The sequence below is a fragment of the Psychrobacter sp. 1U2 genome (assembly GCF_051847575.1).
The window spans coordinates 1-537 of sequence record NZ_JBPYDC010001712.1 but is presented as its reverse complement, the minus strand read 5'-3'; the positions used below and the strand labels follow the sequence as shown (position 1 = coordinate 537).

1 protein-coding gene is annotated in these 537 nt (G+C 43.2%); it reads left to right on the top strand.

Translation table 11 applies throughout. The annotated features are described in order from the left end of the window. Positions 1–537 (top strand): tetratricopeptide repeat protein (locus ACS8FD_RS24015; protein ID WP_439277692.1); only part of this gene is annotated, 537 nt, incomplete at both ends.

Sequence of the window (537 nt, the reverse complement as noted above, 5' to 3'; positions counted from 1 at the left end):
CTGCGTCATGACAATGTCGGGGACTCGTTACAGTTTGCCAAAATGTGGCAAGATCAAAACCCTGATCACGTACCCGCTTGGTTTTATGTGGCGCATTTAGCGCTTAAAGCTCACGACTATACTCTAGCGGGTCAGTCCTTAGACCGTATTTTGCGCTATGATCCACGTACTGATTTGAGCGACATATTGATTGGTATTTACCCAACGACAGACAGCGATCAGCGTGAGCTCTTAGAAGCCTTACAGCCTATTAATAGCGAGCAAAACGCCTCTTTATCAGTGTTAAAAGCAGGCTTGCTGTATCAATTTAATGAGCCTGAGATTGCCATTATTCATATCAATAGAGCTTTGTTACATCAGCCTGATTATGTGCCTTTTATTACCCTAAAAGCCGATATCTTACGCAAAACCGAACCAGCAGAGACGGTGCTTAATTATATCAATCAATCACGCCTGCGTAATCCTGATAGCAAAAGCTTGTACTTATATGAAATCCGCTATTTGCTTGATCTACAGCAGAGCCAAGAAGCCCTAGAG